This window comes from Moraxella sp. K1664 (assembly GCF_039693965.1).
GTDB lineage: Bacteria > Pseudomonadota > Gammaproteobacteria > Pseudomonadales > Moraxellaceae > Moraxella.
In genome coordinates this window covers 2,035,428-2,060,498 of record NZ_CP155576.1, presented here as the reverse complement: position 1 = coordinate 2,060,498, position 25,071 = coordinate 2,035,428, and the positions used below count along the sequence as shown (strand labels likewise).

Below are 25,071 nucleotides of genomic sequence, written 5' to 3'. Positions count from 1 at the left end.
AGTTAATTTAGAATTAGGATAAAATCAATACAAAACAAATTCATCATCAGGACACCAATATTGATGTAAGGTTAATAATATTTCATAATCACGCTCACACAATATCCCATCGCCCAATAAAGCGGTATGTAGTGTATCAATATATCGCTTAGCCGTCAATGTATTTTTCTGCTGATATTTTAACAGCCACAACACCATATCTATCGCACTAAATGCATTCATGGCTTGCATTAATTTTGTCATGTCCATCTCATTAATCACAATCTCATGATTGATAAGCCGAATCAGCCGTTGTATGCTTGCACGGCATTTTATGTCATCGCCATCATCATAATGAGCCATAACCATATATATCATTACTGTTATCATTATCCAATCATTCATGTCCATGTCATATTTATGATACATGAATGTCAGCTTTTGTAACAATGGCTTATCAGTAATATCCATATCATCGGCAAATATCGCCAATAAGCGATATAAATGCACGCCCTGCCATAATAGGCTTAAATCATTATGATGATTATCTGGATGATGTGGCTTGTTGATAAATCCCAATAGATGATGAACGTCATTTTTTAATAAAGTTCTTTTATCATCATGCTCCAAATCCTTGATAATACTATGATAAATCAGAATTAATAAGCCATTATCAATACGCCTATCCATCTCTGCCACGGTTTTTAATAAAGACTTATCTATTTTTATGGTATCATTATTACCTGATTTTATATAAAAAATATCTGCCAAATCCAGTGTATCGGACAAATAAAACCCATCATTATCATGACAAAAGATAATCGCATAAAACAGCGAAAACAATTTACTCATGGGGCGATGTAGGTCATCATTACGCAAATAACGAGCGATGACAAGGGGTAATGTCATGTTTTTGACATGAGTCATATTAACATGATGAATATTTTTTAATTCATAATCGGCTCTGGCTTGCTTGGGGTATATCATCTCGCTTTGGGCTTGCCATGATTTATTCACAACCAATCTGCCATTAACCACTTTATCTTGTGATATTTCAATGTCATTATTATAAATAGCAATGTCAATCGCTTTTTTATTATCACCAGAATTCACAAATAAATGAGCATTTTTATCTTTACCTATATCTTTATCATCACACAATACAAACTCCACAAATGTATAATCACTCACGCCTGATTTTTTATGCCAATTGATGAGCATCATTTTATCATGAGTTTGTTGTAATACATCCACATCCAAATCATCAATCGCCATCTTGGCAAAGTCATCATAATAATGCTCATTCAACGCCAGTATTCGCTCATGATTGCTCGGGTGCGTGCTACCCATATGCCCCATTCGCTCACGCCAATTAATAGATGTCTGGGCATCTTGGGGGTTTAGGAAGAAAAAATAACTCAAATGCGTGGTATAGCGTTTTTGGGCGTGTGCCAAATACGGCGTTCGCTGTAAGGTTTGTAATAATTTTGCCACGCCATCGCTACGGGTTAATTGCACCGATGTCGCATCCGCCAAAAACTCACGCTGACGATTAAAATGTTGTTTTATCCATTCGCTACTTGCCATACCCAAAAAACCCAATAAGCGAATCACCAAAGAAATAAACTCTATGGACAATCGCCCCGTACCCATCACAATCACATATTCTTGGTGTTCGCCTTTATCATCTTGGTATTGATAGCGTTTGGCCTTGGGTTTTTGTCGCCATTTGGATAGCCATTCTAAGCCATCGGCAACATCATAAAGCCATGACAGCCCCGACATTAAGACATACATTTGCACATTTAATTTGGCATCGCCATGTAAAATATGCCCATATTCATGCCCGATAAGTCCATAAAGGCTTTCATTATCTAATTCTAACGCCCCTTTACTGACAACGAGCATCATATTTGCTTGATTAACCCCTGCCACAAAGGCATTTACCCCCGTCTCATCCATGACGTATAATTTGGGTAAAGTAATATTTGACGCAATGGCTAACTGCTCAGCAAATTCATAATACCGCCGATATTTTGGCTCAAAGTCCTTGATGTCTTTGGCATAAATTACCTGTTGTCTTTTTTTCTTTTTATTATTATCTTTATCATCATTAAAATGATTAACAGGCAAATCCACGCCTGACATATTAATAAATAAGCGTGTGACATCAATGTCTTTTAATAAAAAGTCATTATCATGGCTGATTTTATTATAATGATATAAAACACTCATGATAAAATAGCTGGGTACAAGAATCAGCACCCAAAACCACGCAAAACCACCCAAATCACCAAAGATGACATACCATATTATCATAAAAAATAATAAGGCAAGCAATACATGAATCATCATCGCCATGACAAATAACGCATATAACACCATGCTGTTTCTTTTGTAATGGCGTTGTAATTCAAAAAAGTTTTGATAAATTCGCTGTGGCATACATCACCAATACATCAAAGACTGACTGCTGGTGCAACATCAATGGCGGATTTATCGGCAAATTCTAATTGTGCTATTGGCATAAATCCAAACCAATTTGCCACTAAATTATTAGGAAAACTTTCACGTTTGTTATTATAAAACATCACGCTGTCATTATAAAACTGACGGGCAAATCCAATGCGATTTTCGGTGTTTTTAATCTCATCAGACAGCTCTTTTAGGGCAGAATCAGCTTTTAATTCGGGGTAATTTTCTACCACGGCATAAAAACTGCCCAACGCCCGAGACAGGTTACTCTCAGCATTTGCCAGTTTGGCAAGCCCGTCCGTGCCTGACAGCCCTGTATTTTTAAGGGCATCCAATCCACTTTTGGCGATGTTTCTGGCTTCGGTCACTCGGGTTAGTACCTGCTCTTCGTGGGTCATGTAGCGTTTGGCGACATTGACAAGATTGGGTATTAGGTCGTGGCGACGTTTGAGCTGAACATCAATCTGTGCCAGTCCGTTTGCCACTTGGTTTCTTAGGCGAACCAGTGCGTTATACACCGCTATTAAAAAGCCGATGATAACTGCCAATATGATGAGTGTCACGATGATAGCCATAATTTTTCCTTATTTTATAAAATTTTGCCCTAACACAAAATTTTACTGTTAAAAATCATCAAGATGAATTAAAATAGTACGTTTTGATAAAAATGTCGGTCACTGATATTGAGCAGTCATGCGACCATCTTATTAATTTATCATGAAATCCGCCAACTATCAGCAATTTTTTGATAAATTTTATCAAAAGTTTATCCAACCGCACCACGATTTGCCATGAGAGAAGAACAGTACCGATTTTCACGCCAAAGCCATCACTTCGTTGGGCGAGATTTAGAGCCGAGCGTGTGGCAACGCATTCACATCGACCCGTGGCTGACCCTGATTTTGTTCAGTATCTGCTTTGTGGGTTTGACGGTGCTATACAGTGCGTCCACGCAAAACACCGCCATGGTCATCAGACAAATGGTGAGTTATGGCATTGCCTTTGTGGTCATGGCAGTCATGGCACAGATTCCCCCAACTTTTTATCGCACGCTAAGCCCCATTTTTTATGTACTGGGGCTGATTTTGTTGGTGCTCGTTGAGATTATTGGCGAAGTTCGCATGGGGGCAAGGCGTTGGATTGACATCCCCGGCTTTGGTAGCGTTCAGCCGTCTGAATTCATGAAGCTTGGCATGCCGATGATGTGTGCGTGGTATCTGTCGAGAAAGGAGCTACCGCCAAGCATTCCCACGGTCTTTACCACGCTTGCCATCATCGCTGTGCCTGTGATACTCATCGCCAAAGAGCCTGATTTGGGGACGTCTATTTTGGTGGCGGCCAGTGGCATGTTTGTGCTGTTTTTATCGGGGTTGCCTTGGTGGATGATTGGTGGGGCGATTGCGGTGTTTATTCCTTTTGTGTGGGGCTTGTGGAATTTTTACATGCACGACTACCAAAAAACCCGTGTCATGACCCTATTTGACCCCGAAGCGGACGCCTTGGGGGCAGGCTGGAACATCATCCAATCAAAAACCGCCATCGGTTCGGGTGGCTTGACGGGTAAAGGCTATCTAGAAGGCACGCAGTCGCACTTACACTTTTTGCCCGAAGGTCATACCGACTTTGCCATCGCAGCGTTTAGCGAAGAATTTGGGCTGGCAGGCGTTGGGCTGTTGCTGTTCTTTTATCTGTGCTTGTTGGCTCGTTCTTTTTATATTGCCGTTGTCAATCCTGACACTTATTGTCGTCTGCTCGCTGGAGCATTGACCATGTCATTTTTTGTCTATATTTTTGTGAATATGGGCATGGTCAGTGGCATACTGCCCGTGGTTGGCGTGCCTTTGCCATTTATCAGTTATGGTGGTACGGCGGTGATTACCCTAATGGCAGGTTTTGGACTGCTAACCTGCGTGCATACTCATACCAAGCAGTAGGATACAATACCTTTTGTCGCTATTTTAAGACCTTATGTCATAAAACGATGTACGGTTTTGTTATAAATCATGTTAAGATAAGAGCATGACAGATTTATGACAAAAAATCATAAATAATGGTTTTTATTGAAGTTATTTTAGCAAATAATGGTTAAAAAACTCCTTTATTTTGTTAAATTTGAAAAAACAATAGGGCGTGCCTGCCTTTGGTATTTGCAATGAAAAATGAGAAAAATCGCACGTTTTTCAAGGAAAAAACGCAGGCTGATAGTCATTCTATCAGACAAGTTTTTGACGATGAAAAACAAGATTTAGCCATTTTTCATGCAAAAATTGATTGAAACGTTAAATTTTCATCTTATTTTATAAAAATGTTATCAATGGCAGGCACGCCCTAACATCATTGTGGTTATTTGGCATAAAACTTGCAACAATTAATTTTATACTATGGGACGGATTTCATTTTAACCTTTGCAAATTTGTAAAGTAACTTATTTTTTCAAGTGACTCATATAGCAACCTTGCAAAATAAAAAAGAAACCCCCATCTTATTAAGATAACTAACGATTGGCTTGCTTAAATTGACTTAACACCAATCATTAACCCACCAGAATGCCATCATGCTTTTGTATGAATAAGTATGAATGACAAAAAATGTCAGGCATTCCTTTATAGGTTCTCACATGAAATATCTAAAAACTGGTGCGATTGCACTTGCAACAACCCTAGGAACAGTCGCTCCTGTTCAAGCGGTCAATGCGGCAAATACAAGTGCCAATATTGATAAAGTATTGGGCGAGCTTAGCCGTCAGCACAATAACGCATCAAGCCTTGTCAAATCCACTCGTGACAACACTTCATTGGCGTTATCAAGCTCTTTAATCAAGGATGCTAAGGGCGACACCCAAAAAGACTCAGACATGCTAGGACAGCTCTCTGCCGTTGCTTCTAATACCGTCAGCAAATTTAAACAATCAGGCATGGCATCATGGTACGGTCGTCAGTTCCACGGCAAACCTACCGCCAGTGGCGAAACCTTTGACATGAATGCCATGACCGCCGCTCACAGCTCCTTACCGATGAACTGCTACATCAAGGTCACCAATAAAGACAATGGCAAATCGGTCGTCGTTAAAGTCAATGACCGCCCTGCCCAAGCCAACCGCATCTTGGATTTGTCTTATGGTGCCGCCAAAGCCATTGGGCTAACCCAAAAAGGTGTGGGCAATGTCAGTATTGAGCGTATTGATTAACCCCTTTTTTTCCTTCTAAATTCCCATTTACCTTAGAAACCACGAATTTACATTTGTGGTTTTTATTTTATAAGTAGCTTAGCACATAAAATTACAAAGGACGTGTTTAACACGTCCCTACGCCCACACATCATAAACCTGTGGTAATTTTAGCTTTTTGGCTCTATTTTATAAACCTGCTTCTAACTCGCCTGCTTCGACACTTTGGCGGATTAGGGTGTTAATGGTCATCGGCCCTACACCCCCTGGTACAGGTGTGTAGAAACTGGCAATATTCTCAATACCATCAAGCTCAATATCGCCCACACCGCCTGTCTCAGTCGGATGAAAGCCTGCATCCACGACCACCGCCCCTTGTTTTACCCAATCTTTTTTGATAAGCTCTGGCACACCCACCGCTCCCACGACGATGTCGGCTTGGCGGACATGGTCGGCTAGATTGGCGGTCTTAGAGTGGCAAATGGTTACGGTGCAGTTGGCATTTAGGAGCATCATCGCCATCGGCTTACCCAAAATCGCACTACGCCCCACCACCACAGCGTGCTTGCCTGCCAGTGGTACGTTATAGTGATTTAGCAGGTGCATGATACCTTGTGGTGTGGCAGAGCCATAAGCACGCTCACCCATCGCCATACGCCCAAAGCCCAGACAAGTCACGCCATCCACGTCCTTAGATAAGGCAATCTCATCAAAGCAGGCACGCTCATCAATCTGAGCAGGCACAGGGTGTTGTAGCAAGATACCATGCACATCGGGATTGGCGTTTAATTCACGGATTTTGGCGAGTAGCTCATCGGTGGTCGTCTCGCTTGGCATTTCCACACGGATAGACTCCATGCCCACACGCTTACAGGCATTGCCTTTCATACGCACATAAGTCGCTGACGCTGGGTCATCGCCGACTAGGATAGTCGCCAAAATGGGCGTACGTCCTGTTTTGTCTTTGAGTGTTTGCACTCGCTCTTTTAGGGAAGTTTCGATTTGGCTGGCAACGTCTTTGCCGTCTAGTTTGGTCGCTGTCATGATGATTACCTTGTGTTGATGGATGTTTGGTGGTTTTGCCGTGGTTGGGGAATGGCTTGGCTATTTAAATACTACTATCAGCTTTACATAACCAAGGGCGAATGACAATCCACCTTGGTTAAACTTCCTGCAAAACTAGGTTTTCCGTTCGCCTTAAGCTATGCCTGCGGGTGACGGAAAACCGTTATGATTCGACAAGCTCACCACGAACGGTTTTCTTCAATTGGAGTTTTGCAGGAAGTCTGTTTAAAAAACCATTGAACAATCGCCAAGATTGGTCATTTATGCCATTTCTGACGTTTGGGTTTGGCTTGCTGATTTTACCACATCAAAGATAAGTTTTGAATGCTTATCATTGGTTGAGTCATCGGATGAGTCATCAGACAGTCGCACTCTGACCACCCCACCCTGTGCCAGCTCGCCAAAGAGTATCATCTCGGCAAGGGGTTTTTTAAGCTCATCGGTTACCAGTCGTGCCATCGGTCTTGCTCCCATGAGTTTATCATAGCCCTTCTCGCCCAGATATGTACGCACGTCATCGCTGACTTCTAATACCACATTTTTATCATCCAAAGTGCTTTGTAGTTCGATGATAAATTTATCCACTACCGAACCGATGGTCTCACTAGATAACGGAGCGAACTGCACCACCGCATCCAGACGGTTGCGAAACTCTGGGGTAAAGGTACGTTTCATCGCTTCGCTGTTATCACTGCTGTGGTCTTGCTCGGTAAAGCCCATCGATGTACGACTGATACTCTCCGCCCCGACATTGGTCGTCATGATAAGGATAACTTGTTTAAAGGACACGCTTCTGCCGTTATTGTCAGTCAGTGTGCCGTGGTCCATGACTTGTAGCAGTAGGTTAAAAACATCATGGTGAGCTTTTTCGATTTCATCGAGCAGTAGCACGCAGTGGGGGTGCTGATTGACTTTTTCGGTCAAAAGCCCGCCTTGATCATAGCCGACATAACCCGGCGGTGCTCCGATGAGTCGTGATGCGGTGTGGGCTTCCATGTATTCACTCATGTCAAAACGGATAAGTTCCACGCCCAAGGCAAAGGCAAGCTGACGGGCGATTTCGGTTTTGCCAACCCCTGTCGGGCCTGCGAACATGAACGCCCCGATGGGTTTTTCGGCGGATTTGAGTCCTGCCCGAGCCAGCTTGATACTGTCGGCTAATTTGCCAATCGCTTCATCTTGCCCAAAGACGACGTGTTTTAAATCTCGCTCTAAGTTTTTCAACACTTCCACATCATCACGACTCACTGATTTGGGCGGTATGCGGGCGATTTTAGCGACGATTTCTTCGACTTGTGCCACATCCACCGTACCGATGATGGCTGTTTGTGTGTCATTGTCAGCATTGTCCAACTTCTCGCCATGTTGCAGTCGCATTCTCGCCCCTGCTTCATCAATGACATCAATAGCTTTATCGGGTAAAAAGCGGTCATGGATGTGCTTGGCGGACAGCTCCACCGCCGATTTGATGGCGTCATCGGTATAGCTGACCCGATGAAAGGCTTCGTACTGGGCTTTTAAGCCTTGTAAGATACCAATACTGTCTTCTATGCTTGGTTCTTTGATGTCTATTTTTTGAAAACGTCTGGATAAGGCATGGTCTTTTTCAAAGACTTGGCGGTATTCGGCAAAGGTCGTTGAGCCGATACAGCGTAACTCGCCATTGGCTAAGGCAGGCTTGATAAGGTTGGATACGTCCATGGTGCTATTCATCGATGAACCTGCCCCGATGATGGTGTGAATCTCATCGATAAATAGCACGGCATTGGGCTGTTTTTTAATGGCTTTTAATAAGTCCTTGATACGGTTTTCAAAATCGCCACGAAACTTCGTCCCTGCCACCAATGAACCGATGTCAAGGCTATAAATGATGGTATCGGCTAGGGCTTTTGGGGCTTTGCCACTGGTGATGAGCCATGCCAAGCCTTCGGCAATGGCGGTCTTACCCACCCCAGGGTCGCCCACCAACAGGGGGTTATTTTTACGACGACGGCATAGGATTTGGGCGGTGCGTTCTATCTCTGCCATGCGTCCGATGAGTGGGTCGGTCAAGCCTTGTTTTGCTCGCTCGTTGAGATTTTGGGCGAACTCTTTGAGCGGGTCTTTTTTGGGGGCGGACTTTTGGGCTTTGGGACTCTCATCTTCTTCGCTCTCGTCCTGCTCATCGTTAGGCTCATTCATGCCATGCGACAGATACCGCATGACCGACAAGCCCGATATGCCCTGCGATTTGAGCAGTGCCACCGCCTGTGAATCTCGCTCTTTAAATATCGCCACCAACACATCAATGCCCGACACCGCTCGCCCCTGCCCACTGGTCTGCACGTGCCAAATCGCCCGTTGTAGCACTCGCTGATAGGCTTTGGTCATCATCGGTGTGGCGTGCGTGCCTGTAATGCGTGGGATATAGACTTGCAAATACCGCTTCAACTCATTTGCCAAAAAGTCCAAATCCACCCCGCACGCCGTCAAAATCTCTCGTGCTTCGGGGTCGCTGATAAGCCCCAGTAGCAAATGCTCAACCGTGATGTATTCGTGCTGTTCTTTGTGGGCAAAATCTTCTACCGCTTGGCGAGTATTTTCAAAGGTTTTATTAAACATAAAGTCCTACTTGATGAATGCTTTGATTAAGGCGTGTCTGCCCTTTGTATTTGCCATGAAAATAGGGGAAATCGCCCGTTTTTCAAGAAAAAGCCCGCAGTTGATATTGCAATATCAACAAGGATTTTGACGCAAAAAACATCCGACCGCTTAATTTTAAAAATGAAGTAAAAAAATCTTAAAATCAAACAGTTAAGTGGTCGGATAGCCATTTTTCATGCAAAAACAGATGGTTTGTTTTATAAATTTTAACATGTAAATTGTGCTATAAAGGGTAGGCACGCCCTATTAATATGGGGATAATGCCACAAAAAACCATGATTATTTTACAAAAATAATGAATAATGGGATTATTTATCCATCTGTGTGACTTTTAAAAACTCATCAACCACTTTATATTGTCCGCTTGTCGTCTCTTCACGATACATCGCCTCACGAAAGGCGTTGGAATTGGCAAGTCCGCCTGTGTACCAAGCGATGTGTTTTCGGGCAATGCGACAGCCTGAATATTCGCCATAAAATTGATACAGCTCGTCCAAGTGAGCCAGCACAATCTCACGCAGTTCACTCACGCTAGGCGATGGCAAAAGCTCGCCTGTGGCAAGATAATGAGCAATGTCCCGAAAAATCCACGGTCGCCCCTGCCCTGCTCGCCCTATCATGACCGCATCCGCCCCTGTGTACTCTTGCACCCATTTGGCTTTTTGGGGGCTGTCAATATCGCCATTCACAATAATAGGGATTTTGGCAGTTGCCTTGACCTCTTTGATAAGCTCATAACGGGCATTGCCTGTATAAAAATCCTCTCGGGTGCGTCCATGTATGGCAAGGGCGGAGATGCCTGCGTTTTCGGCAATTTTGGCGACCGTTAGGATATTTTCTTGTCCATTGGCAAAGCCCAAGCGTGTTTTTAGGGTAATTGGCACGCCCAAATCGGCAACCGATTCCACCGCACTGTCAAGCAATTTTTTTACCAAATCCAAGTCTTGCAAAAGTGCCGACCCCGACAATTTGCGACACACTTTTTTGGCAGGGCAACCCATGTTAATATCCACGATACACGCCCCATTTTCTACCTGAAATCGTACCGCTTGGGCGAGCTTATCAGGCTCCGCCCCTGCCACTTGGGCGGATATAGGGGCAATCTCACCCGAAAAGTTGGCACGATACAGCGACTTTTGGTGGGCGTATAGGGCGGTATCGGCGATAATCATCTCACTGACGGCATGACCTGCCCCAAAGGACTTAGCAAGACGGCGAAAAGGGTTGTCCGTTACCCCTGCCATTGGGGCAACGATAAGGCGATTGGCAATGGTTTGATTGCCGATATTTAGGGGAGTTAAGAGTATGTGTTTATTCATAAATGGTTGGTTTTATTAGGTTAATTGATAGTATCCAAACCCACTGCCACTTGCAAAAAATCCTTTGCCAGCACCAGTTTGCCGTCATAATACCGCTCCACTTCCTTGCGGATATGCCCCATGTTGGGCTGTTTGGCAGTGTCATTATCAAAAGGGGCATATCTGGCACTAAAATGGGTCAATATCAGCATGGGAACGTGGCAGGCGTGGGCAAATTGAGCAACCATTTTGGCACTAGAATGCTTGGGGTCAAATCCGCCCAGCTCGGCAGGTTTGTTCACTATTTTTTGCATGACATCATCGGTATAGGTCGCCTCATGGACGAGGGCGTGGCAGTCTTTGACGGCTTGGGTCAGTAGGCTTGGCGTGTCGTTGTCGCCTGCGATGACGATTTTGGTGGTGCTTTGGATATTGACTTTGTAGTCATGCGGATTGATGGTATTATCATCAAGTGTTAGGGGCGTATCCGCCTTCAAAATCTCATGCCAATACCTATTGGCGATGTTATCGGCTTTTAATTTATCGGTCAAAAGTTTGTCTTTGTCAAGCGTCTGGTTAATCTCAAACCCAAACGATGCAATGCGGTGCGATAGCGTGTGCAGGCGTATATCAATGCGATGATTATCGCCCAAATCAAGGGATAGCTCACGCTCCAAATTATCCTCAATGGCAATAAAATCAATGGGATAATTAAAATACAGTTCGCTCACGATGGTTAGCGTATCCAGCAGTTTGGCGATGGCTTTTGGGGCGATGAGCGTCAAAGGCTTGGTGCGTCTGTTCATGCCAAGGCTCGCCAAAAGTCCGCCCAGCCCATAACAGTGGTCGCCATGCGTGTGAGTGATGAGTATGGTGGATAAGCCATTGGGCGACAGATGGCTTTTTATGAGCTGATGCTGTGTACCTTCTCCGCAGTCGATGAGTAGCCAAGCATGGCGTTTGGCATGGGCGTTGGCAATGCATTCTAAGGCAAGAGCAGAGACGTTGCGTTCACGGGTTGGCACACCGCTTGATGTGCCTAAAAAAGTGAGCTTGAACATGGGGTTAATTGATAAATATGGTGGCACATTGTACCATATTTATCAAAATGGGTTGGGATTTATCAAAATAAATCAGGGCGATTTTACCACCCCGATACGTAACTATTCGTCGTCCCTAGCCATTATTAGACAACCACAAACCGCTGTCATCATCATAGAACTCCTGCTTCCACACAGGAATGTCGGCTTTGATGGCGTTTAATAGCCATTCGCAAGCATCAAAGGCGGGCGTGCGATGAGACGCACACACCCCAATCCACACCGCCATATCGCCAATGCCAAGCTCGCCAATGCGGTGAATGGCGACAGCGTGCGTGATGTCAAAGTTGGCTTTGGCTTCACGGATGAGCTTCGCCCCGTGATTGATGGCGAGCTGTTCATAGCCGTAGTAAGTCAGACGGCTCACCGCTCGCTTGTTATTATGGTTACGCACCCACCCTTCAAACGTTACCAACGCCCCTGCGGTGTCATTTAGTAGATACGATTTTAACAATCTATCATCAATGGGGCAATCCGACAAAGCAAAACCGTCCACTCGGGCAAGCTCATAGGCTTGCTCCACAGGCAGGCTTGTGATTAACGCATTATCATGAACCGTTTTCATATCAGCCCCCTGCCACAGGCGGAATAAAGGCAATCGTATCGCCTGATGAGACCGTATCACCCCAACCGCCAAACTCGTGATTGATGGCAACCGCCACTTTGTCTTGGGGTAAATCAAAGCCGTATTGGGCGGACAGCTCATTATAAATCACTGCCAAATCATCGCTATCTACCTGCACAGTCTCACTATCCTTACCTGCTTGTTCGGCAAGGCTGGCAAAGTACAGCACAGTAAGGCTTATCGTATCAAATGGTTGATTGTTATTTGTCATAATCGGATTTTCCCCCTGTTTTTTGGACAAGATGAATGTCAGTTATCGTGATGTCATGGCTGATTGCCTTGGTCATGTCATAGATGGTCAGACACGCCACAGATACGGCGGTCAAGGCTTCCATCTCAACGCCTGTCTTGTGGGTAACTTTGGCGACCGCCCCCACCACGATGGCACACTCATCATCAGCATACTCAAAGCTCATCTTGATGGTGTCAAGGGGCAAGGCATGGCATAAGGGTATCAGCTCGTGCGTTTTTTTGCCCGCCATAATCCCTGCGATGTGGGCAGTCTGAATGATACTGCCCTTTTTGGTCATGCCGTCTGTGTCTTTGATGTGGCGGTACACGTCAGGGGTGAACACCACCTTGCCCTGTGCGGTGGCGGTGCGTGCGGTGGCGATTTTGTCGCCCACGTCCACCATGGTGATGTTGCCGTCTTTGTCTAAATGGGTAAGATTCATGATTGCTCTTTTTGTGGGTTGTTTTTAAAATACGACAATGCCAATTTAAATTCATCAGGCGTATTAAAATTGGCAAGATTTCGCCAATCTGTTGGCATGGATATTTGGCAAATATCTTTATCCTTTAAAAATTTCATCACAGACCGCTCGCCCTTATCCAAATACACTTTTAATTCATTATATAAAGACAACGAATAACAGCCCAATAACGGATAATCTTTATCGCCCGATGTGTCTTTTAAATACGCCCCATGATGATTGTTTAAATCAGCCTTTTTTAATAAATTAAAAATTTGGCTAACATCAATCAAGTTATCACAGCTCATCACCATTAAAAATTTATCGGATAAATTTTTATTTTCTAATTCATCTTTATTATTTAAAAAATGATTTTGGCAATAATGAAAAGCGGATAATATACAAGACAACGCCCCTGCATTTTTGATATAGTCATCAATGATAACAACAGATAAATTGATTGAATTGGCATTATTAAAAAAAGACTTATCCAAAAACCCTTTGTCATTATCGCCAATGAGTATCGGCAGATTTAATGTCTTAGCATTATTGACATGAAAATCAAGCAATGTCTGATGATTTGGCAAGGGCAACAACGCCTTGGGCGAACCCATACGTCGAGAATTGCCCCCTGCCAAAATCAATAGACCAATCACGCTCATGGCTTTATCTTTTTTACCTTTTTGCATTTCATATTTATGCCTTAGCCGTGCGTGGGATTTTGACGCATAAGATGTGGCACAAAGTTGCAAGGACGTGTGCGGTTATCAAGCTGTTCTAACAAAATGCCTTCCCAGCCCGTACGGCACGCCCCTGTCGAACCTGGCAAGCAAAAAATCGCTGTGCTGTTTGCCATGCCTGCCACCGCCCGAGATTGCAAGGTGGACATACCAATGTCGTCTTTGGAGAGCAGGCGAAACATCTCGCCAAAGCCCGCCACTTCTTTGTCAAACAGCACCGACACCGCCTCTGGCATATTGTCCCGATGATAAAAGCCCGTACCGCCCGTGCTGATGACGGCATGAACATCAGGGTCGGCAATCCACGCACTCATCACGGCACGGATTTGGTAGATGTCGTCTGTTGTGAGCTTGCGGTCGATGAGCGTATGCCCTGCCTTTTTGATACTGTCCGCCAGATATTGCCCTGACGTGTCTTCGTCCAGCGTGCGAGTGTCGGAGACGGTCAGCACGGCAATGTTGAGCGGAATAAATGGCTTGTCCGCTTTTGGCGGAGCGATGTGGTTGAGGTTGTTGCAAAGTTCGCACATAGGATTGCCCTTTTAAATAAAAATAAATGAAATATCAATGAGCTTTACGTTTGTCGTGAATTTTCTTTTTCCAGCTGATTTCTAGGCAGTCAATACCAAGCCATTTATCCGCCGTCTGTGCCTCAATGCCAGATTTTTGGTTAATCAATGACCATAACGCTGTCAAATTAGCAAAAGGATAAGGGCGGTCAATGAGATAAACAGGCATGTCCGCATGAAGTACCCCTGTTCGCACCACCTGATAATACCACCCTGCAATACCCTCTCGTGCCACGAAATAGGACACGCCTGCGTTGCCAAGTTTGTCGTTAATCTTGTAGCAGGGACGACGCGGCTGTATCAGACGCACTTGCACGCTGTCATCGCCCTCGCCAAACTGATAGATATCACCAATGCAGACATTATCCTCGCACATCGGCTCGCCTGATGTCATCACGGTTAGGTTCTCGCCCAATGAGCCGATGGGTACGTTCAAATTAAATTCTTGATTGATGGCGTCATAGGTCGTGATGGGCATTTGGTGCAGGGCTTTTAGGTGTCCGCCGTGAAATTTATGCTCCGCCTGCTCATCTTCGGACAGACCCAGCAGATTCACCTTCATACTACCTTCAATCGCTATTTTGTTAATGGCACTCACGCCACGCACGAACGGCTCTACCTTGCCTGCTCGTACATCGGTTAATGTGCCGATAAGTCTTGGCAAATCATCTAGTTGTGTGATTGTCTCTGCGGTCATGATTGAACACCTTATACATGAAAAGCAACATCATATCATAAGATATGACTAACCGCCCACCAATGAGAGATTATTCATAATACCGCTATGACTGTCTAAATAATGATGTTCAGGTTTTATTGGCATTAAGCCTTTTAGTGCTGTCATTAGCCCTTTTTTGTCTTGTGTGGCAAGATAAGGGCGAATGTCATAATTTTGAGAATCAAATAAGCACAAATGCACTTTACCAAGACTGCTGACTCTTAACCGATTACAACTATCACAAAAGTTTTTGGCATATGGCTCAATAATGCCAATACTGCCTGCATAATCAGGGTGGGTATATTCAATGGCAGGTCCATCGTCTTGGGCTTTGGGTTTTGGTTGCCAGCCGTGTGTGATAAGGTGGTCTTTGATAAAATAAGCGGTTTGATTTTGAGCAAAAAACAAATCGGCATTATCACTGGTTTGCATAAATTCAATAAAGCGATAAGTAACAGGACGCTCTTTGACAAAATCAAGGGCGGATAATAAATTATCATAAGCGGTATCGTGCATTAAAATACCGTTCATTTTTAATTTGATATCAGTCGTTTCTAATAATCTATCCACGTCATTTAATAGCGTGGGCAATATGTCAAAGCCTGTGATTTTTTTGAATATGTCTTTATCAAAACTGTCAATGCTAAGATTTAATTGATTAAGCCCAGCGTTTTGCCAAGATGATAGATGTTTGGCAAGTTTGTAGCCGTTTGATGAGATGGCGACTTTGGCAATGCCATGCTGTCTAGCAAGGGTGATGATATCCGCCAAATCACGGCGAACGGACGGCTCTCCGCCTGTCAGACGCACTTTTTTTGTGCCAAGGCTGACAAAGCCACCAAAAAGCGTGTCAATCTCGGCAAGTGTCAGCTCGTCATCAGGGCGTTTGCCTTGATAGCCATTCGGCAGACAGTAATCACAGCGAAAGTTACAAAAGTCGGTAACGGATAGGCGTAGGTAGGTCAGCTGTCTGTTAAATCCGTCCACAAGCGGCGTGGGGGCAAGTTGGGTGTGTAAGCCTTGCCCGCCCATGTCGGCAAAGGGGGCTTTAGCGTGGTAGGTGGGGACGGACGTTTTCATGGCTTCGTAAGGCGTTGCCTCGGTTGTGGGTATGGGCTAAGTGTAGCAAAACCGTGCGTTCGCCCCAATCGCCCAAAAGGCAAACGGCATACTACTTTGGGGGTAGGGGTGAGATGATGGGATTTTTATTTGCATGACTACAATATGTCATCATAAAACCACTTGAACACCAAACCAAATCGCTGTATGATTTAAAAATCCAAATAAAAAGTTAGGGCGTGCCTACCATTTGGTAACATTTTATTGAAATTTAACAAAAACCTAATAAATTAAATCAAGGAAATAACCCCATGATATTGATATTATTCTTTATTCTTTGGTTGGTTGGGGCGATTGTTTTTGGCACGATATGTACATTTATTGGCGGTTATGTCCGTTCCTATAATGATACAGGTATGTGGCTTGGTCTGGTATTATCTGCACTTATTTATGTCGTGGCGACCATGATATGGTTGTTGGGTTGATGAGTTTATTTAGGGCACGTTGAACTTTATTAACAAAACAAAAAACGATTTTGGTACAATGCAAGCTCTAACCCAAACAAAGCACCAAAATCGTTATGGCTCGCACCTTACTCACAAATGAACAATGGTACAAGTTAAAGATTATTCTACTACAACTTGGTATCTACAACAAGCACAATCTTAGATTAACCGTAGAAGGCATTTTGTTTCGCATTCGTACAGGCATACCTTGGCGAGATTTACCAGTTTGTTTTGGTTATCATAACACCATTTACAAAACCTTTGTGCGTTGGTCTAAGCTAGGCAAACTCATGAAATTGTTTCAATGCTTATCCGAAGAAGCTGATGCTGAATGGGTATTTATAGATGGCAGTTACATCAAAGCTCATCAACATGCTTGTAATGTCGCTAACAAGACAGAACAAGGCATTGGCAAAAGTGTGGGTGGAAATACCACAAAAATTCATCTTGTGGTAGATGCTTGTGGGAATCCCATAGACTTTATCATCACAGGTGGACAAGTTCATGATGTTAAGATTGCTCCACAGCTGATAGAACAAAACAAACAAGTTTTACAAAGCATACAGAAGTATTAAGTGCTGACAAGGGTTATGACTGTGATGACCTAAGGGAGCAAATTAAACAAACCAATACAACACCCAACATACCAAAACGCAGTAATAGCAAAAGTAAAGACCAAAACCCAATAGATGACTACTTATACAAATTAAGACACCTAGTAGAAAACGCCTTTGAAAAATGCAAAAGATTTAGAGCGGTTGCTACAAGGTATGATAAGCTACTGGTGTGTTATGAAGGTACAGTAGCTTTGGCTTTTGTTTGTCAATGGGTGAGATTGTTGTGAATGTTCAACGTGCTCTAGCCATTTTATTAAAAAGGCAAATTGATTAAAAAAGGGCAAAATCATGAACCGCACCCCAAAAGTTAGACACACTAACCTTTGGGGTGCTTTTTATGGCAAAATACACAACCGACTTTAAACTGTCTGTGATTGGGTATTATCTTAATCATCATGGCTACAAACAAACCGCCAAACACTTTAATCTAAACCACACAACCGTAGAGCTATGGGTTAAACTCTATCAAGCACATGGCATTGATGGCATAAAAAGACGACACACAAAGGCTGTCTATGACACAGATTTTAAGCTTAATGCCGTTCAAGCCATACAACAGGGCAAATCGCTTACACAACTTGCCATAGAGCTTAATCTGCCACAACCTTCTTTACTGTCAACTTGGTTAAAGTCCTACCAAGCCTTTGGTATAATGGGACTAATACCCAAACCCAAAGGCAAAAAAGCAATGTCAAACAAACACAACGCTAATAAAACCAAATCAACTTGGAAAACCAAACAAGACCACGAAAAAAGTGTGGATGATTTGCTTGATGAACTTGCCTATCTTAGAGCAGAGAATGACTATCTAAAAAAGCTAGATGCCTTAATTCGTCAAAAGGAACAATCAGTACAAACAAAGAACAAGTCCTGATCATCCAAGAATTAAGGCATAAGCACAAACTTGCTGACTTATTGGCAGTGTCAAACTTGCCAAGAAGTGTGTTTTATTACCACATTCGTCAAAGTACAAAGCCTGACAAAGACCTTGACTTAAAAGAACACATTAACCACATCTACCACCAACACAAGGGCAGGTATGGTTATCGTAGAATCACATCAGAGCTTAACAATCAGCTTGCCCAAAAAGGCATGGTCATTAATCATAAACGAGTGCAACGACTGATGGCTAAACTTGGACTCAAAGCATTGGTTCGTCGTCAACGTAAGTTTAATACTTACAAAGGCACAATGGGCAAAGATACCATTCAGGACAATATACTCAAAAGAGACTTTAAAGCAGACAAACCCAATCAAAAGTGGGCAACAGACATCACAGAGTTTAAAGTACAAGACAAGGCAAATGATGGCGGTGTCATTCAAAGAAAACTCTACCTATCGCCCATCATCGACTTGTTTAATGGTGAGATTGTCAGTTATACGATGAAGGACAGACCAACGTATGAGTTGGTCAAAGAGATGTTAAATGATGCCCTATCCAAGCTAAGCCAAGAAAAGATGGATGACAAACCCATCATTCATTCAGACCAAGGCTGGCACTATCAAATGCACCAGTATCAACAAACCCTAAAAGAACAAGGCTTAACCCAAAGCATGTCAAGAAAAGGCAATTGTTTGGATAATGCTGTGATAGAGAGCTTCTTTGGTACGCTAAAACAAGAGATATTTTATGAGACAACCACATTTACATCAACAGATGAACTTAAACAAGTGATTGATGAGTACATACACTACTACAATCATGATAGAATAAAGAGCAAATTAAAAGGACTAAGTCCTGTTAAGTACAGAAACTTAGTCCAATTAGGGTTAATACAACCACTTGCAACAACCTAACCTTTAATCTTATGTCTAAGATTTGGGGGTCGGTTCATCAATTTACCCTTTTTAAAAACAAACTCTAGGGCGTGCCTGCCTTTTGTATTTGCAATGAAAAATGAGAAAAATCGCACGTTTTTCAAGAAAAAAGTGAAGTTTGATAGTTATCCTATCAAACGAGATTTTATTATGAAAAACAATCCGACCACTTAACTGGGGTAAATTTTAAGATTTTAACTTAATTTTTTAAATTAAGTGGTCGGATAGCCATTTTTCATGTAAAAACGATTGGTTTACTTCTAAAAATTTTAAATTGTAAATAGAGCACGTTGAACATTCACAACAATCTCACCCATTGACAAACAAAAGCCAAAGCTACTGTACCTTCATAACACACCAGTAGCTTATCATACCTTGTAGCAACCGCTCTAAATCTTTTGCATTTTTCAAAGGCGTTTTCTACTAGGTGTCTTAATTTGTATAAGTAGTCATCTATTGGGTTTTGGTCTTTACTTTTGCTATTACTGCGTTTTGGTATGTTGGGTGTTGTATTGGTTTGTTTAATTTGCTCCCTTAGGTCATCACAGTCATAACCCTTGTCAGCACTTAATACTTCTGTATGCTTTGTAAAACTTGTTTGTTTTGTTCTATCAGCTGTGGAGCAATCTTAACATCATGAACTTGTCCACCTGTGATGATAAAGTCTATGGGATTCCCACAAGCATCTACCACAAGATGAATTTTTGTGGTATTTCCACCCACACTTTTGCCAATGCCTTGTTCTGTCTTGTTAGCGACATTACAAGCATGTTGATGAGCTTTGATGTAACTGCCATCTATAAATACCCATTCAGCATCAGCTTCTTCGGATAAGCATTGAAACAATTTCATGAGTTTGCCTAGCTTAGACCAACGCACAAAGGTTTTGTAAATGGTGTTATGATAACCAAAACAAACTGGTAAATCTCGCCAAGGTATGCCTGTACGAATGCGAAACAAAATGCCTTCTACGGTTAATCTAAGATTGTGCTTGTTGTAGATACCAAGTTGTAGTAGAATAATCTTTAACTTGTACCATTGTTCATTTGTGAGTAAGGTGCGAGCCATAACGATTTTGGTGCTTTGTTTGGGTTAGAGCTTGCATTGTACCAAAATCGTTTTTTGTTTTGTTAATAAAGTTCAACGTGCCCTAGTGTTATAAAAGGTAGGCACGCCCTAATCAATAAAACCCCCACCCAAATGACTCTATTGTTATCTCATCGCCTGCCAAATAGCCTTCGCTGTCTTTGTCTGCCACGATAAGGCAGTTGGCAAGTGATAACTGCTTGATACGGTGCGAGTCTTGCACGCCCACCGCTTGCACCACAAATCCACCAAGCTCATCTTGATGATAAATGCCACGCATAAATTCTTTACGTCCTGCCCTTTTTTTGATGTCGTGGCTTAGGGTCGCCTTTAAGGTTAATCGCTTGGGCAAGTCATCATCACGCACCCCAGACAGTCGCCACAAGGCGGGAATGATAAACTGCAAACAGCCCACTACGCAGGACAAAGGATTACCGGGTAGCCCAAAATACAGCACCGTTTTGGGGCTATCGGCATTGTCATAAAGCTCGCCAAAGACAAAGGGTTTACCCGGCTTCATGGCGACTTTGTAATGGGTGATTTTGCCCAGTTTGTCAATGGCATGGGTCAAAAAGTCATAATCGCCCACCGACACCCCTGCACTTGACACCACCACATCGCATTCATGCACCGCTTGCTCTATGGCGTGGCAAGTCTTAGCTAAGTCGTCAGGGATAATGCCGTAATCTTTGATGATGATGGGCAAATCTTTTAAAAGTGCTTTTAGGGTGGGCGTGTTTGAGTTATAAATATTGGCAAGGTTTGGCAGGCTCTCGCCCACAGTTACAAGCTCATCGCCTGTCGCCAAAATCCCCACCACAAGCGGACGATACACCACCACATCCGCCACGCCAAGATTGGCAAGCAGACTGATGTCGGCAGGGTTTAGGCGTTTGCCCACACTCAGCACGCACTCGCCTGTGGCGACTTCTTCGCCTTGGTGCCTGATGTTGTTGCCTGCGTATGAGTCTTTGGCAAGGGTGATGGTGTAAGTGGTGGATTTATCAATGCTGTGTTTGATGTCGTCCCAATCGGTGTTCTCTTGCATGACCACATTGTCGCACCCATCTGGCACGACCGCCCCTGTAAAGATTCGCACCGCTTGCCCCACGTCCACCATGCCTTGATAAGGCTTGCCTGCACACGACTCGCCAATGACAACAAACGGGCTACCACTCGCCAAATCCGACCCTGCCCCCAAGGCAAAACCGTCCATGGCGGACAAGTGTTGGCGGGGAATGTCAAAACCTGCCGTGATGTCCTGTGCCAGCACATGACCGATGGCGGATAATAGGGGCAAAGCTAGCGTGTCCTTGTGAGCCTTGGCGTGCGTGCTTGCCGTGGCGTTGATGGCGTGTTGTAAGTCTTCTACACTAATCATAATCCCCTCTTAGCCCCGATAAATATTCTCTTGATTGACACTAATGTCAATGCCCACGATGTCGGCATTTTGTTTTAGGGTGTACAAATAATCAATCAACGCATGATGAAATGCCTGCTGAGACAGTCTATTTCTAATCATGGGCAACGCTTCATCAAAGCTCAACGCCTTGCCGTCCATACGCTCCATGACGTCCACAATATGCACCCCATAACGGCTCTCAATGGGGCTTGGGGCAAGCCCTTTGGGTAGGGCGAAGACCGCCTTTTCAAATTCGGGTACGGTTGCTCCCTTTTGTAGAATACCAAGCTCGCCCCCGTCTGTCTTGGACGGACAAGCAGAATATTGCATGGCTTGGGCGATGAACTCGCCTGTTGGGTTGGGGCTATTTGTGATAGTGTCAATCAGCTCATAGGCACGTTTTTTTAGCTCAATGCGTTCTTCGCCTTCTTCGGGCGGACAGGCGAGCAAAATGTGGCGGACTTTCATGACGGGCGGTGCGGTAAACTCGCCCTGATTGGCGGTGTAATACTGCTCACAAATGCTGTCGGTTGGCGTGTTGGGGCGGACGTTTTTGGCGATGAGTTTTGAGATGGCGTTTTCGTCATCGACTTGCCATTCGTCTTTTAATTCATTATCCGCCATGACCGCTTGGCGTAATAGCTCACGAATGACCAACGCTTGGGCAGACAAAAACAACGCCTCATCTTGGCTGTCGGCAGGATGATACTGCACTTCTTCGCCAATGGCTTGCTCGCTGATAAGCACGCCATTGACCGTGATGGTTGGCACGCTTTGGCGAGATGAAGCGATAAGATTGCTGTGATTAGCATTCTCTTCGCTGATGGCTCGCTGTATGAGTTCGGCATCCGATGACAGGCGTTTTAGGTCGTCTGATGTGGGCATGACTCGAATGCCGTCATCATAAAACTCAGGCTCGTGGCTGTGGTCGTGATTTCCGCCACAACCGCACGAACCGTCTGACTGCTTGGTGTGGCTTTGGCTTGGCTCGCTGATGTGTAATAGCTCGGGGCTGGTCTGGGTGGGGCTTGAAGTGGGGGCGGGGTTATTTGGGGCTTTGGGGTTGTAGGCTTGGACAGTCATAAGACACCTTTGGGATGTTGGTTTTGGTGTATTATTCATGATATTTGTCAAGGATAAAATACTCCTTTTGGTTTAGCTTGGTTGGCATATCACCACCAAACTTGGTTTACTAGGGCGTGCCTACCATTGATAACATTTTTATAAAATAAGATGAAAATTTGACAATATCAATCAATTTTTGCATGAAAAATGGCTATCCGACCACTTGATTTAAAAAATTAAGTTAAAATCTTAAAATTTACCTGGTTAAGCGGTCGGATAAAAACTTGTCTGATAGAAAACTCACAGCCTTTGTTTTTCCTTAAAAAACGGGCAATTTTTCTCATTTTTCATTGCAAATACCAATACTCAACACGCCCTAACCAATAATCAATAATTTACCATTTTAAGTTGAGAATGAAGTAAAAAATATTATTTTTTGGAACAAATCCACCAAAACAAAAAAGCACAACTTACGCCATGCTTTTTTGTTTACCCTTTATAATGCCGTGCCGTCATCAGTTTTATGATAATTACGGTTAAAATAAGTCAATGCCTTATCGCTGTCGCCTTGACGAATGGCGATAATCTCACAGATAAATACCCCATGCGTGCCAACTACTTTAACTTCGCTAATCTTGCAATCAAAGCTAATCAAGGCATCAGTTAGCATTGGCGAACCTGTGGTAAGTGTCTCCCAAGTGCCATGAGTGAAACGCTCGTCAGAATTTAGCCGTGATGCGAACGTGTTAGACAAGTGCGACTGCTCGGCAGTCAAGGTATTGACCATAAGCACGCCATTTTTGACAAAATTGTCATAAAAACCGATATTTGTATTCATACACACAAGCAAAGTTGGGGGCGTGTCGGTAACGCTACATACTGCCGATGCCGTAAAGCCATGTCGCCCTGCCACACCGTCTGTCGTTACCACATGAACAGCGGTGGTGAGTTTTGCCATTGCGTCTTTAAAATCTGTGATTGATACCATGTTATTTTCTTAAAATTATTTTTGTGTAACGCCATTTTTATTTTTAAATCATTCAAATTATAGTCAAACAACATTTGAAATTGATATACAAATTACCCATAATCCGTAGGGGCGAATTGCAATTCGCCCTTGTCAAGCGTATCAAATTTTGGGTTTTGACTATAAATTAAAAATCATACGGGCGAATGTGATTCGCCCCTACGCATAAAAATGGCATAATGGTTGGGATTTTTAAAACCCCAACATTTTTTACCAATTATTTACCTGCCAACTCATTACGGATAATCTTCGCCCCTTCGCTAAGAGCGTGCAACTTACCACGAGCAACCGTGCGAGACAGTGGAGCCATACCGCAGTTGGTGCTTGGGTAGAGCTTATCCGCATCCACAAATTGCAAGGCTTTACGCAAAGTATCCGCCACTTGTTCAGGCGTTTCAATCTCATTGGTCGCCACGTCAATCGCCCCAACCATGACCGTTTTGCCACGAATCAGTTCAATCAAATCCATTGGCACACGAGAATTTTGGCATTCTAGCGAGATGATGTCAATTTTGGATTGTTGCAGTTTTGGGAAACTCTCTTCGTATTGTCGCCATTCATTGCCCAAAGTTTGTTTCCAATCGGTGTTCGCCTTAATGCCGTAGCCGTAGCAGATATGTACTGCCGTTTGGCATTTTAGCCCGGAGATGGCACGCTCCAAGGTCGCCACGCCCCAATCGTTTAGCTCATCAAAAAACACATTAAACGCAGGCTCATCAAACTGAATAATATCCACGCCTACCGCTTCCAGCTCTTTTGCTTCTTCGTTTAGGATTTTGGCAAATTCCCACGCCAGCTTCTCACGGCTCTTATAATGCCCGTCATACAAGGTATCAATCATCGTCATCGGACCAGGCAGAGCCCATTTGATGAGCTTGTCGGTATGCTGACGCAAAAATTTGGCATCGTCCACAAACACCGATTTTGGGCGAGACACATCGCCTACCACGCTAGGCACGGAAGCATCATAGCGGTTACGAATGCGGACAGTTTCACGCTTGTTAAAATCCACACCGTCCAAATGCTCAATAAACGTGGTTACAAAGTGCTGACGGGTCTGCTCACCGTCGCTGACAATGTCAATGCCTGCTCTGGTCTGCTCGGCAAGCGATACCAAAAGTGCGTCTTGCTTGGCTTGTAATAACTCATCGCCTTCAAATTTCCATTCTGACCACAGTTTTTCAGGTTCGGCAAGCCAAGACGGTTTTGGCAAACTGCCTGCGGTGGAAGTGGGAAGTAAAATTTTGCTCATTGTGTTTTCCTAAATTAAAAAATGATTTCTATTTAAAAAGATGTGGTATAGAAAACCGTTCGTGGTGAGCTTGTCGAACCATGAAAAGGTTTTCTTTCACCCGCAGGCATGGCTCAGATACCATGATACCCCACCTAAGTCAATGGTTTTTTAAGTATCTGGTATCTAG

The 25,071-nt window shown here is 43.8% G+C and carries 24 protein-coding genes and 1 pseudogene; 7 read left to right on the top strand and 18 right to left on the bottom strand.

Annotated features, from left to right (window positions below):
* Nucleotides 1-24: 24 nt before the first annotated feature.
* Nucleotides 25-2,424, bottom strand: coding sequence for a M48 family metalloprotease (locus AAHK14_RS10155; protein ID WP_065255774.1), 2,400 nt, complete (start codon nt 2,422-2,424; stop codon nt 25-27).
* Between the two features lie 14 nt (nt 2,425-2,438).
* Nucleotides 2,439-3,029 (bottom strand): LemA family protein, encoded by a 591-nt coding sequence (locus AAHK14_RS10150; RefSeq protein ID WP_065255775.1) that lies wholly within the window; start codon nt 3,027-3,029, stop codon nt 2,439-2,441.
* Nucleotides 3,030-3,245: 216 nt separating this feature from the next.
* Here AAHK14_RS10150 and rodA point away from each other — a divergent pair, with 216 nt between their 5' ends.
* The 3 genes from rodA (at nt 3,246) to AAHK14_RS10135 (ending at nt 5,641) form a co-directional block, all read left to right on the top strand.
* On the top strand, nt 3,246-4,388 hold the full coding sequence (rodA, locus tag AAHK14_RS10145; RefSeq protein WP_079325285.1) for a rod shape-determining protein RodA: 1,143 nt from the start codon (nt 3,246-3,248) through the stop codon (nt 4,386-4,388).
* 218 nt (nt 4,389-4,606) lie between these two features.
* Nucleotides 4,607-4,729: a hypothetical protein gene (locus AAHK14_RS10140; RefSeq protein WP_255518641.1), complete on the top strand. Its 123-nt coding sequence runs from the start codon at nt 4,607-4,609 to the stop codon at nt 4,727-4,729.
* A 342-nt stretch (nt 4,730-5,071) separates the two neighbouring features.
* Nucleotides 5,072-5,641 (top strand): septal ring lytic transglycosylase RlpA family protein, encoded by a 570-nt coding sequence (locus AAHK14_RS10135; RefSeq protein WP_065255777.1) that lies wholly within the window; start codon nt 5,072-5,074, stop codon nt 5,639-5,641.
* A 168-nt stretch (nt 5,642-5,809) separates the two neighbouring features.
* Here the strand turns inward: AAHK14_RS10135 and folD are convergent, their stop codons facing one another.
* The 11 genes from folD to moaA all read right to left on the bottom strand — a co-directional run bounded on the left by folD (nt 5,810) and on the right by moaA (nt 16,102).
* Nucleotides 5,810-6,664 carry a bifunctional methylenetetrahydrofolate dehydrogenase/methenyltetrahydrofolate cyclohydrolase FolD gene (gene folD / locus AAHK14_RS10130; RefSeq protein WP_065255778.1) on the bottom strand — a complete coding sequence of 285 codons (855 nt, stop codon included), beginning with the start codon at nt 6,662-6,664 and terminating at the stop codon, nt 5,810-5,812.
* Nucleotides 6,665-6,946: 282 nt separating this feature from the next.
* Complete coding sequence (clpA, locus tag AAHK14_RS10125) at nt 6,947-9,286, bottom strand: ATP-dependent Clp protease ATP-binding subunit ClpA (protein ID WP_065255779.1); 2,340 nt, start codon at nt 9,284-9,286, stop codon at nt 6,947-6,949.
* Between the two features lie 350 nt (nt 9,287-9,636).
* On the bottom strand, nt 9,637-10,647 hold the full coding sequence (dusB, locus tag AAHK14_RS10120) for a tRNA dihydrouridine synthase DusB (RefSeq protein ID WP_065255780.1): 1,011 nt from the start codon (nt 10,645-10,647) through the stop codon (nt 9,637-9,639).
* Nucleotides 10,648-10,667: 20 nt separating this feature from the next.
* Complete coding sequence (locus tag AAHK14_RS10115; protein WP_065255781.1) at nt 10,668-11,687, bottom strand: ribonuclease Z; 1,020 nt, start codon at nt 11,685-11,687, stop codon at nt 10,668-10,670.
* Nucleotides 11,688-11,802: 115 nt separating this feature from the next.
* Nucleotides 11,803-12,291 carry a molybdenum cofactor biosynthesis protein MoaE gene (locus AAHK14_RS10110; protein WP_065255782.1) on the bottom strand — a complete coding sequence of 163 codons (489 nt, stop codon included), beginning with the start codon at nt 12,289-12,291 and terminating at the stop codon, nt 11,803-11,805.
* Nucleotide 12,292: 1 nt separating this feature from the next.
* Nucleotides 12,293-12,562, bottom strand: a complete 270-nt coding sequence (locus AAHK14_RS10105; RefSeq protein ID WP_065255783.1) for a MoaD/ThiS family protein — start codon at nt 12,560-12,562, stop codon at nt 12,293-12,295.
* Nucleotides 12,552-13,025, bottom strand: a complete 474-nt coding sequence (moaC, locus tag AAHK14_RS10100; protein WP_065255784.1) for a cyclic pyranopterin monophosphate synthase MoaC — start codon at nt 13,023-13,025, stop codon at nt 12,552-12,554. The genes AAHK14_RS10105 and moaC overlap by 11 nt, the downstream gene beginning before the upstream one ends.
* A complete protein-coding gene (locus AAHK14_RS10095) occupies nt 13,022-13,732 on the bottom strand; it encodes an NTP transferase domain-containing protein (RefSeq protein ID WP_227514679.1) in 711 nt (236 codons plus the stop codon). The genes moaC and AAHK14_RS10095 overlap by 4 nt, the downstream gene beginning before the upstream one ends.
* 14 nt (nt 13,733-13,746) lie before the next feature.
* Nucleotides 13,747-14,313 (bottom strand): molybdenum cofactor biosynthesis protein B, encoded by a 567-nt coding sequence (moaB, locus tag AAHK14_RS10090; RefSeq protein WP_065255785.1) that lies wholly within the window; start codon nt 14,311-14,313, stop codon nt 13,747-13,749.
* A 34-nt stretch (nt 14,314-14,347) separates the two neighbouring features.
* A complete protein-coding gene (locus AAHK14_RS10085; RefSeq protein ID WP_065255786.1) occupies nt 14,348-15,049 on the bottom strand; it encodes an MOSC domain-containing protein in 702 nt (233 codons plus the stop codon).
* A gap of 48 nt (nt 15,050-15,097) precedes the next feature.
* Nucleotides 15,098-16,102, bottom strand: a complete 1,005-nt coding sequence (gene moaA / locus AAHK14_RS10080) for a GTP 3',8-cyclase MoaA (protein ID WP_227514680.1) — start codon at nt 16,100-16,102, stop codon at nt 15,098-15,100.
* 338 nt (nt 16,103-16,440) lie between these two features.
* On the opposite strand from moaA, the gene AAHK14_RS10075 reads away from it, so the two are divergent.
* From AAHK14_RS10075 to AAHK14_RS10060, 4 genes are all read left to right on the top strand, one after another.
* A complete protein-coding gene (locus tag AAHK14_RS10075) occupies nt 16,441-16,614 on the top strand; it encodes a hypothetical protein (RefSeq protein ID WP_156065081.1) in 174 nt (57 codons plus the stop codon).
* Nucleotides 16,615-16,709: 95 nt separating this feature from the next.
* Nucleotides 16,710-17,479, top strand: a protein-coding gene (locus AAHK14_RS10070) for an IS5 family transposase (RefSeq protein WP_345952322.1) whose coding sequence is annotated in 2 segments (ribosomal slippage) — nt 16,710-17,195 and nt 17,198-17,479 — 768 coding nt in all. Because the reading frame shifts where the segments join, the coding sequence is not laid out codon by codon here.
* 110 nt (nt 17,480-17,589) lie between these two features.
* Nucleotides 17,590-18,126 (top strand): helix-turn-helix domain-containing protein, encoded by a 537-nt coding sequence (locus AAHK14_RS10065; protein WP_065256690.1) that lies wholly within the window; start codon nt 17,590-17,592, stop codon nt 18,124-18,126.
* A complete protein-coding gene (locus tag AAHK14_RS10060) occupies nt 18,099-19,049 on the top strand; it encodes an IS3 family transposase (protein WP_156731740.1) in 951 nt (316 codons plus the stop codon). The genes AAHK14_RS10065 and AAHK14_RS10060 overlap by 28 nt, the downstream gene beginning before the upstream one ends.
* A 319-nt stretch (nt 19,050-19,368) precedes the next feature.
* Here AAHK14_RS10060 and AAHK14_RS10055 read toward each other — a convergent pair.
* The 5 genes and pseudogenes from AAHK14_RS10055 to AAHK14_RS10035 form a co-directional block, all read right to left on the bottom strand.
* Nucleotides 19,369-20,138: pseudogene (locus tag AAHK14_RS10055) on the bottom strand (IS5 family transposase).
* Between the two features lie 112 nt (nt 20,139-20,250).
* On the bottom strand, nt 20,251-21,537 hold the full coding sequence (glp, locus tag AAHK14_RS10050; RefSeq protein ID WP_065255218.1) for a gephyrin-like molybdotransferase Glp: 1,287 nt from the start codon (nt 21,535-21,537) through the stop codon (nt 20,251-20,253).
* A gap of 9 nt (nt 21,538-21,546) precedes the next feature.
* Complete coding sequence (locus AAHK14_RS10045) at nt 21,547-22,641, bottom strand: peptidylprolyl isomerase (protein ID WP_227514653.1); 1,095 nt, start codon at nt 22,639-22,641, stop codon at nt 21,547-21,549.
* A gap of 478 nt (nt 22,642-23,119) precedes the next feature.
* The gene (locus AAHK14_RS10040) at nt 23,120-23,611 is read right to left on the bottom strand and encodes a flavin reductase (protein ID WP_065255217.1); all 492 of its coding nucleotides are present in this window, start codon (nt 23,609-23,611) and stop codon (nt 23,120-23,122) included.
* A gap of 256 nt (nt 23,612-23,867) precedes the next feature.
* Nucleotides 23,868-24,902 carry a methionine synthase gene (locus AAHK14_RS10035; RefSeq protein WP_062500560.1) on the bottom strand — a complete coding sequence of 345 codons (1,035 nt, stop codon included), beginning with the start codon at nt 24,900-24,902 and terminating at the stop codon, nt 23,868-23,870.
* Nucleotides 24,903-25,071 lie beyond the last annotated feature (169 nt).

What these genes read in the sequence shown, in the direction of transcription:
- AAHK14_RS10155 (WP_065255774.1), bottom strand. Translation starts at nt 2,424, where the DNA reads ATGCCACAGCGAATTTATCAAAACTTTTTTGAATTACAACGCCATTAC.
- AAHK14_RS10150 (WP_065255775.1), bottom strand. Translation starts at nt 3,029, where the DNA reads ATGGCTATCATCGTGACACTCATCATATTGGCAGTTATCATCGGCTTT.
- rodA (WP_079325285.1), top strand. Translation starts at nt 3,246, where the DNA reads ATGAGAGAAGAACAGTACCGATTTTCACGCCAAAGCCATCACTTCGTT.
- AAHK14_RS10140 (WP_255518641.1), top strand. Translation starts at nt 4,607, where the DNA reads ATGAAAAATGAGAAAAATCGCACGTTTTTCAAGGAAAAAACGCAGGCT.
- AAHK14_RS10135 (WP_065255777.1), top strand. Translation starts at nt 5,072, where the DNA reads ATGAAATATCTAAAAACTGGTGCGATTGCACTTGCAACAACCCTAGGA.
- folD (WP_065255778.1), bottom strand. Translation starts at nt 6,664, where the DNA reads ATGACAGCGACCAAACTAGACGGCAAAGACGTTGCCAGCCAAATCGAA.
- clpA (WP_065255779.1), bottom strand. Translation starts at nt 9,286, where the DNA reads ATGTTTAATAAAACCTTTGAAAATACTCGCCAAGCGGTAGAAGATTTT.
- dusB (WP_065255780.1), bottom strand. Translation starts at nt 10,647, where the DNA reads ATGAATAAACACATACTCTTAACTCCCCTAAATATCGGCAATCAAACC.
- AAHK14_RS10115 (WP_065255781.1), bottom strand. Translation starts at nt 11,687, where the DNA reads ATGTTCAAGCTCACTTTTTTAGGCACATCAAGCGGTGTGCCAACCCGT.
- AAHK14_RS10110 (WP_065255782.1), bottom strand. Translation starts at nt 12,291, where the DNA reads ATGAAAACGGTTCATGATAATGCGTTAATCACAAGCCTGCCTGTGGAG.
- AAHK14_RS10105 (WP_065255783.1), bottom strand. Translation starts at nt 12,562, where the DNA reads ATGACAAATAACAATCAACCATTTGATACGATAAGCCTTACTGTGCTG.
- moaC (WP_065255784.1), bottom strand. Translation starts at nt 13,025, where the DNA reads ATGAATCTTACCCATTTAGACAAAGACGGCAACATCACCATGGTGGAC.
- AAHK14_RS10095 (WP_227514679.1), bottom strand. Translation starts at nt 13,732, where the DNA reads ATGCAAAAAGGTAAAAAAGATAAAGCCATGAGCGTGATTGGTCTATTG.
- moaB (WP_065255785.1), bottom strand. Translation starts at nt 14,313, where the DNA reads ATGTGCGAACTTTGCAACAACCTCAACCACATCGCTCCGCCAAAAGCG.
- AAHK14_RS10085 (WP_065255786.1), bottom strand. Translation starts at nt 15,049, where the DNA reads ATGACCGCAGAGACAATCACACAACTAGATGATTTGCCAAGACTTATC.
- moaA (WP_227514680.1), bottom strand. Translation starts at nt 16,102, where the DNA reads ATGGGCGGGCAAGGCTTACACACCCAACTTGCCCCCACGCCGCTTGTG.
- AAHK14_RS10075 (WP_156065081.1), top strand. Translation starts at nt 16,441, where the DNA reads ATGATATTGATATTATTCTTTATTCTTTGGTTGGTTGGGGCGATTGTT.
- AAHK14_RS10065 (WP_065256690.1), top strand. Translation starts at nt 17,590, where the DNA reads ATGGCAAAATACACAACCGACTTTAAACTGTCTGTGATTGGGTATTAT.
- glp (WP_065255218.1), bottom strand. Translation starts at nt 21,537, where the DNA reads ATGATTAGTGTAGAAGACTTACAACACGCCATCAACGCCACGGCAAGC.
- AAHK14_RS10045 (WP_227514653.1), bottom strand. Translation starts at nt 22,641, where the DNA reads ATGACTGTCCAAGCCTACAACCCCAAAGCCCCAAATAACCCCGCCCCC.
- AAHK14_RS10040 (WP_065255217.1), bottom strand. Translation starts at nt 23,611, where the DNA reads ATGGTATCAATCACAGATTTTAAAGACGCAATGGCAAAACTCACCACC.
- AAHK14_RS10035 (WP_062500560.1), bottom strand. Translation starts at nt 24,902, where the DNA reads ATGAGCAAAATTTTACTTCCCACTTCCACCGCAGGCAGTTTGCCAAAA.